6 protein-coding genes are annotated in these 7,118 nt (G+C 68.0%); 4 read left to right on the forward strand and 2 right to left on the reverse strand.

What is annotated here, in order from left to right; all coding sequences use genetic code 11:
- Position 1: 1 nt before the first annotated feature.
- A complete protein-coding gene (locus AB0H36_RS38235; RefSeq protein ID WP_360535157.1) occupies positions 2–1,513 on the reverse strand; it encodes an LLM class flavin-dependent oxidoreductase in 1,512 nt (503 codons plus the stop codon).
- 80 nt (positions 1,514–1,593) lie between these two features.
- A complete protein-coding gene (locus AB0H36_RS38240; RefSeq protein ID WP_360535159.1) occupies positions 1,594–4,626 on the reverse strand; it encodes a BTAD domain-containing putative transcriptional regulator in 3,033 nt (1,010 codons plus the stop codon).
- Positions 4,627–4,734: 108 nt separating this feature from the next.
- Here AB0H36_RS38240 and AB0H36_RS38245 point away from each other — a divergent pair, with 108 nt between their 5' ends.
- From AB0H36_RS38245 to AB0H36_RS38260, 4 genes are all read left to right on the forward strand, one after another.
- Positions 4,735–5,298, forward strand: a complete 564-nt coding sequence (locus AB0H36_RS38245; protein WP_360535161.1) for an NAD(P)H-dependent oxidoreductase — start codon at positions 4,735–4,737, stop codon at positions 5,296–5,298.
- A 10-nt stretch (positions 5,299–5,308) separates the two neighbouring features.
- Positions 5,309–5,848 carry a dihydrofolate reductase family protein gene (locus AB0H36_RS38250; protein WP_360535163.1) on the forward strand — a complete coding sequence of 180 codons (540 nt, stop codon included), beginning with the start codon at positions 5,309–5,311 and terminating at the stop codon, positions 5,846–5,848.
- A gap of 181 nt (positions 5,849–6,029) precedes the next feature.
- The gene (locus AB0H36_RS38255) at positions 6,030–6,590 is read left to right on the forward strand and encodes a hypothetical protein (protein ID WP_360535165.1); all 561 of its coding nucleotides are present in this window, start codon (positions 6,030–6,032) and stop codon (positions 6,588–6,590) included.
- Positions 6,587–7,090 (forward strand): hypothetical protein, encoded by a 504-nt coding sequence (locus AB0H36_RS38260; protein ID WP_360535167.1) that lies wholly within the window; start codon positions 6,587–6,589, stop codon positions 7,088–7,090. The genes AB0H36_RS38255 and AB0H36_RS38260 overlap by 4 nt, the downstream gene beginning before the upstream one ends.
- Positions 7,091–7,118 lie beyond the last annotated feature (28 nt).

Consider the following 7,118-nt stretch of genomic DNA (forward strand, 5'->3'; position numbering starts at 1 on the left):
GCTAAATGACCCCGAGCCGCGCCAGCGGCTCCACCAGCTCCCGCTCCTCGTAGGACAGGTGCGAGAGCAGCGTGTCGTCCAGCAGGTCCACGGCCGACCGCAGGCCGTCGATGCTGCCTGACCCGTCCACCAGCGCGACCAGAGCCTTGTCCACGCCTTCCAGTACGTCGTGGATGATCCGGTGCTCCTCCTCCAGCCGGTCCACGACGGGCGCCAGCGCCGGATCGGCCCGCCGCAAGTGCAGGAACAGCGACGTGTCCTCCAGCGTGTGGTGAGTGGTCACCAGCCGGCAGTACGACTCGCAGTACGTCCCCAGCGTCCAGTTGTTCTGCCGCATGGTCATCGTGTTGATGTGCGACCGCGCCTGCCCGACACCGATCGAGCCGGCGGCCACCTGCTCGACCAAGTCCCTGATCTGCTCGAGCTCAGCACGCAGATGGTCGTGTACGTCGATCAGGTGCTGACCAGACTGCAGCTGGTACGGCGTATACGTCCGCTCCGGGTCCAATGCCGGCCCGGTCGGCCGCTCCGACTCATCCAGCACCTGTACGGCGCTTCGTCGTACGGCAGGAGCTGGAGTCGGCAGCACGGCAAACGCACCGGAATCGGGAGCAGCACGCTCAACGACCGCACCGGAGCGAGCAGCGGACACGGCCTCGCGGACACCACTGGCAACCTCAGCGAACCGGCGGATGTCGTCAGGGTTGTCGGAGCCCAGGATGTAGGTGCTCATGCCCTCGCCCAGCGTCAGTTCGGCGAGCTGGTCGATCCACAGCTCCTCCGGACCTTGCAGGAACCCGCCACCACGACCGTCGAACCGCCCAGACAGGTTGTAGAGCCGCCGCACCGACGCAGGGTCGCGCCCGGCCTCCACAGCGGCCTCGTCGATGATCTTGTTCATCGCGGCGAGCTGGTCCGGTCCGGCGTACGCGCTGCTTGGCAGCCAGCCGTCGGCAAGGCGCCCTGTGACCGCGAGCATGCGCGGCTTGTAGGCGCCGAGCCAGATCTCGACGTCGTGCGCAGGCTGCGGACCACGCTTGGCGCCGGCGAGGGTGTAGTGCTTGCCCGGCAGCCGGATGCCGCCGCCCTCCGGCGTCCACACCTCACGCATGATCGCGATGGCTTCTTCCAGCGCGCCGATGCTCTGCCCGGCGGTCAGTTGAGGACCCGCGTTCGCAGCGACCGCCTCCAGGAAGCCGCCGGCTCCGAGCCCCAGCTCGACCCGGCCACCGCTGATCAGGTCCAAGGTGGCGACGCTGCGGGCGAGGACGACCGGGTGCCGCAGCGGGAGGTTGGCGACGTTCGTCGCGACCTTGATGCGCTGGGTCTGGGCGGCGACGACGGACAGCAGGGTCCAGGCGTCCATCAGGCGCGGCTGGTACGGGTGGTCCTGGAAGGTGACCAGGTCGAGGCCGACCTGCTCGGTCAGTTGCGCCAGCGCGATCACCCGGGCCGGGCTGTCGACCGCCGGGGTCAGGAACGTGCCGAAGACCAGCTCGTGGCCGTAGTCCATGGTTCACCTTTCAGCGTCTGAGTGACCACCAAACTACTTCGGCGCACAAATAATCTCAAGCGCAGAATATCTACAAGAGATCAGAGCAGACGAAAGGCTTGCTCCGGGGACAGGGTGGTCCCGGCGGCGTGGGCGAGCTCGTACTCCTCGTCCCCCAGCACCGCGCGGGCTGCCGACGCAGAACGGTCGTAGTCGCCGGACTCGGCAGGGGCGACCAGGAAGCCCTCGGCAGCGCGGGTCGCGTCCACCGAGCCCAGCAGCTGTGCAGCAACACGTTTGTCCGGCAGGCAGGCGGCGATGCCCTCCAGCGACCAGCACATGCCGCGCACCGACTCGTACTCCTCAGAGATGCGGAAGGCCTCGAGGTGCAGCTCGAGCGCCGTCGACGGCTCGCCACGCAGCTCCACGACGTACGCGAGCTCCGTCAACACCATCGACAAGTAGAGGACCGGGTCCTTCTGCTGGCGTGCTGCATCCACCAGCGCGCGCAGACGCGTCTCTGCCTCGTCCAGTGCACCGGTACGGCGGGCCGCGTAAGCCAACACGATCTCCGCAAGGGCCTGCGTCGACCGCTGGTCCTGCTCGGTCGCCAGGCGCAGCGCACGCTCGCCATGCGCTCTAGCAGCGTCGTAGTCGCCCTGCCTGATCTCAGTCCAGCCCAGCATCCCCAATGAGCCAGCGAGCTCCGGCCAGAGCCCAAGCTCGTCAGCCAGCTGCGCACCTTCGCGCTGCAACTGCGCTGCCTTGTCGAAGTCGCCGACGAACTCTGCATGCGCACTGAGCCAACTGGTCGCCTGCAGAACACCCCACCGGTCCCCCAGCGTCCGGAAGATGCGTGCACTCTCGGATGCATCCGCATGCAGCGCGGCGGCGTCAGACCGCACATGTGCATGCTTGGCGCGCGCCGCCAGCACGGCTGCGACACCCCACTGGTCGCCGTCCGCCTCGAAGGTCTTCAACGCGACCTCCAGCAGCGCCTGGCAGGTCACCAGGTCGCCGACATCGCTGCCAGCAAAGGCGATCCACCACTGCGCACGAGCATCTGCCGCCTCAAGCCACCGATCCCGCTCCGCGGCAGCAGCACTGTCGCCCTGCACGTACATGAACCCGACTCGCCAAGCACCAGCCCGCTTTGAGCCCGGCACTGCCGCCAGCGACCGCAGCGCCTCAGCGATCCGCCCACGCAGGTACCAGTACCAGGCCAGTGCGTCCACCAACCGCTCAGCCAACTCAACCTGGTCGGTGGCGACAGCACGGTCCAACGCAGACCGCAGGTTGGCCGCGTCCTCGTCCAGCAGCTGCAACCACCTACCCTGCGCACCGCCGTACAGCTGCGGCCGAGCCTCCTCGGCGAAGGACGTGTAGTACTCCAGATGCCGTTGCTGCACGGACTCCAGCTCGTCCGCGGCACGCAGCTTCTCCACGCAGTACGCCGCCACAGACTCCAGCAGCCGGTACCGCGGCCCTTCCACGCCCTGCACCGGTACGACTAGCGACCGGTCCACCAACCGGATCAGTACATCGAGTACGTCGAAGCCGCACACCACCGACGCAGCCTCTGCCGTGCACCCATCCGCATGTACGGCGAGCCGCCGCAACACAGCCTGCTCGTCCGGGCTGAGCAGCTCCCAGCTCCAGTCGATCATCGCGAGCAGCGTCTGCTGCCGCGGCGCAGCCCCACGGTGCCCGGTCGCCAGCAATCGGAAGCGATCGTCCAGCCGCGCAACCAGTCCACGGACACCAAGAGCGCGTACGCGCGTCGCCGCAAGCTCCAGCGCAAGCGGAATGCCGTCCAGCCGTCTGCAGAGCACGGACACGTCAGCAGCGTTCTCATCGGTCAGAGTGAAATCACGCGATGCTGCCGAAGCCCGGGCAACGAACAACTGCACCGCGCTTCGCTCGCTCAGCACCTCGAGCCCGTCATCTCGCGACGGCACGTCAAGCGTCGGCACACTCCACACGACCTCGCCGGCCAGACCCAGCGGCTCGCGACTCGTCGCCAACACTCGCAAGCCCGGAGCAGCTGCCAGCAAGCGATCCGTCAGGTCAGCGACCTCGGACACCACCTGCTCGCAGTTGTCGAGCACCAGCAAGCGAGAGCCCATCACGGCCGCCAGCCGCTCCACCACGGTCTCAAACGGTCCGGCAATGTCCCGCACGTCCAGTGCAGCCTGCACAGCGTCAGTCAGCGAGTTACTCACCGACAGCGCAGCAGGGGTCACCGCCGCAAGCTCGACGAAGACAACACCGTCAGAGAACCGGTCAGCCACTTCAGCGGCCGCGCCCAGAGAGAGCCGGGTCTTACCCACTCCCCCTGGGCCGGTCAGCGTGACCAGCCGCGATGCGGCCAGGCACGCGCTGACGTCGGCCAACGCCTCGGACCGGCCGATCAGCTCGGTCAACTGCGCAGGCAGGTTGGAGCGCCGGCTGGGAAGCTCCTGCGTGAGGATCGACTGGTGGAGCGCGACCAGCTCCGGACTGGGATCCAGCCCCAGCTCGTCGGCCAGCAAGCGTCGCAGCTCCTCGTAGCTGTCCAGCGCCTCAGTCTGTCGACCGCTCCGGTAGAGAGCACGCATGTGACTCGCACGCAGCCGCTCACGCAGCGGGTGCTCAGCAACCAGCGCAGCCAGCTCATCCACCGGCGCATCGGCCCAGGTCTCGACCGCATTGAGCCGCTGCTCGTCCAGCCGGGCCACAGCCGTCTCCACAAACGCCTCGTCCGCGAAGTCGGCGTACGCCGGACCACGCCACAACGCGAGCGCCTCGCCCAGCCGTCCCGCGCCAACTCGGTCCGCGAAGGTCAGAGCGTCGTACGACGAGCTGTCGACGGTCAGTGAGTAGCCGGCCGGGCCGGACTTCACCAATGCGCGACTGCCGGGCTCGGCGTCCTCGAAGGCGCGGCGGAGCTGCGACACCTTGGCGGAGAGCGTGCCGGCCGGATTGCCGGGGAGCTGTGAGCCCCAGAGGTCGTCGATGAGGCGGTCGGCGGGGACCGGGCGGCCCTCGTGGACGAGGAGGTCGGCCAGCAGGGCACGGACCTTCAGGCCCTGGATCGTGACGGGCTCCCCCGCGTCCGTCCAGGCAGTGACCGGCCCGAGCACCCCGAAACGCATGGCCGCACCCTAACCGCCGGACCGGTCTTACGGCGCCACCCCGGTCGACCGGAAAGAAACCGTAAACGGGTTCCGGCAGAGTCTGGGTCATCAGAAAGGAGGCAGCAGATGCGACTGGCAGTGATCATCGGCAGCACCCGCAACGGACGCTTCGGACCGACCGTGGCCCACTGGCTCGCCCAGCAGGCCGGCAAGCAGTTCGAGGTGGACCTGATCGACCTGGCCACCGCGAACCTGCCGACCACACTGCCCGACACCGACGACGAGACCCCCGCCGAGGTCGCCGTACTGGCTCCGCGGCTCGCCACCGCAGACGCGTTCGCCGTGGTGACCCCGGAGTACAACTGCAGCTTCCCGGCACCGCTGAAGACCGCACTGGACTGGTACTACGAGGAGTGGCACGCCAAGCCGGTCGCGATCGTCAGCTACGGCCGGGAGACCGGCGGACTGAACGCGACAGCGCAGTTGCGACAGGTCTTCTCCGAGCTCCAGGCCGTCACCATCCGTCACACGGTCGCACTGCCCTGCTACTGGGAGCAGTTCACCGCCGACGGCGACTGGCCGCGAGCGTCGGCCGGCTACGAGGCCCAGGCCAAGCTCATGCTCGACCAGCTCGTCTGGTGGGCCCGAGCACTCCTGGATGCACGCACCGCACGTCCCTACCAACAGTAAGGAAAGAACAATGAGGAAGCTGATCGAGACCACCTTCATGACCACCAACGGCGTCATTGACAACCCGCAGGACTTCTCCCCGCCGTACTGGGACGACGAGCACGCCGCCTACTCCCAGGGCCTGATGGAAGGCGTCGAGGCCCAAGTGCTCGGCCGGGTCACCTACGAAGGCTTCGCCGAGGCCTGGTCGCAGCGCAGCGGCGACCCGTTCACGGACAACTTCAACGCGATGCCGAAGTACGTCGCCACGCGCACCCTGACCGAGTTCACCTGGAACGCCCGCCCGCTCGAGGGTGACGCGGCCGAGGCGGTCAAGCGACTCAAGGCCGAGGACGGCGGCGACCTGATCAAGTACGGCACGGGTGAGTTCTCGAAGACGCTGCTGGAGCACAAGCTCGTCGACGAGTACCACTTCTGGATCTTTCCGGTCCTGGCCAGTGGGGCGAAGCTGTTCGACGGCGTCGACGTCGCCATCACCCACCTGGAACTGCTCGGCACCACCACCTTCAAGTCCGGCATCGTCGTCCACAAGCTGGCCCCGAAGGCCTGACTCCCTCCGCGTCCAGCCGGCCACCCGCAGTCCCGGGTGCGCCGGCTGGACGCTTGTCTGCGTTTGGTGTGGGTACCGGCTGTGCCTCGGGGATGTGAGGCGGCGCTGGAGACCGCCTGCCGAAGGTCCTCGCGATCGGGTTCTCCGGATCGCTCGGACTGCTCAAGTGACTGGAGGTCTGATGGATACCGCCCTGACAGTCGTCATCGTCGCCGTGGTGGTGCTCGCGGCGGCCGCGCTGCTGTTCATGTACCAGCGCAGGCGCTCGGGTGAGCTGCGGCAGCGGTTCGGCCCGGAGTACGAGCACACACTCGAGGAGTCGGGTGACCGGCGGAGCACCGAACGCGAGCTGCGCGAGCGCGAGCGCCGGGTGTCGAAGCTGGACATCACTCCGTTGAGCCATGAGGCGGCCGAGCACTACCGCGCCGAGTGGGCGCACGTGCAGCAGAGCTTCGTCGACCAGCCCGCAGCCGCGGTCGCCGACGCCGACCAACTGGTCGTGCGGATGATGCGCGAGGCCGGCTACCCGGTCGACGAGTTCGACCAGCGGGTCAGCGACATCTCGGTGGAGCACCCGGAGGTCGCAGCGCACTACCGCGACGCGCACCGGGTCGCGGTGGCCCAGGCCAAGGGCGAGACCGACACCGAGGAACTACGCCAGGCCGTCACCGCCTACCGCCATCTGGTCGAGGCACTGCTGGCCGACAGCACGCCCTCAACAGACGTGAAGGAGCAAGCATGAGTGCACAGGACAACCGCACGCCGGATCTCCGCGACGACGACGTCATGACGCAGAACACGCGTGACGACGACATCGGTACGACGAGCACACACATGGACGACATGCGTACGCCGGACGCGCGTCACGACGACATGGATCCGACGGACACCCGCGAAGGCGACGCGAGCATGACAAGCGAGCGAGACGCGAGCATGACGAGCGGGCGCGGCACGGAGTGGACAGCGGTCGACGGCACTCAGCCGTTGCTGGCCGAGGACCGGGTGGTCGATTTCAGGACGCGCTGGGAGGTCATCCAGCAGGGCTTCGTCGACGACCCACGCCAGTCGGTGAGCGAAGCCGACCAACTCGTCGACGACGTGCTCAAGCGCCTGTCGATGAGCTTCGAGGAACAGCACCAGGGCCTCGAGAAGCAGTGGTCCGACGGTGAGCCCTCGACCGAAGACCTGCGCTCCGCGCTGCAGAAGTACCGCGCCTTCTTCCAGCGCCTGCTGGCCATGTAGGACGGACGCGCGCCGGTACGGCGAACCG

This window comes from Kribbella sp. NPDC050820, assembly GCF_040653975.1.
Classification (GTDB): domain Bacteria; phylum Actinomycetota; class Actinomycetes; order Propionibacteriales; family Kribbellaceae; genus Kribbella.

Coding starts and splice junctions, on each gene's coding strand:
- AB0H36_RS38245 (WP_360535161.1), top strand. CDS start 4,735: ATGCGACTGGCAGTGATCATCGGCAGCACCCGCAACGGACGCTTCGGA.
- AB0H36_RS38260 (WP_360535167.1), top strand. CDS start 6,587: ATGAGTGCACAGGACAACCGCACGCCGGATCTCCGCGACGACGACGTC.
- AB0H36_RS38235 (WP_360535157.1), bottom strand. CDS start 1,513: ATGGACTACGGCCACGAGCTGGTCTTCGGCACGTTCCTGACCCCGGCG.
- AB0H36_RS38240 (WP_360535159.1), bottom strand. CDS start 4,626: ATGCGTTTCGGGGTGCTCGGGCCGGTCACTGCCTGGACGGACGCGGGG.
- AB0H36_RS38250 (WP_360535163.1), top strand. CDS start 5,309: ATGAGGAAGCTGATCGAGACCACCTTCATGACCACCAACGGCGTCATT.
- AB0H36_RS38255 (WP_360535165.1), top strand. CDS start 6,030: ATGGATACCGCCCTGACAGTCGTCATCGTCGCCGTGGTGGTGCTCGCG.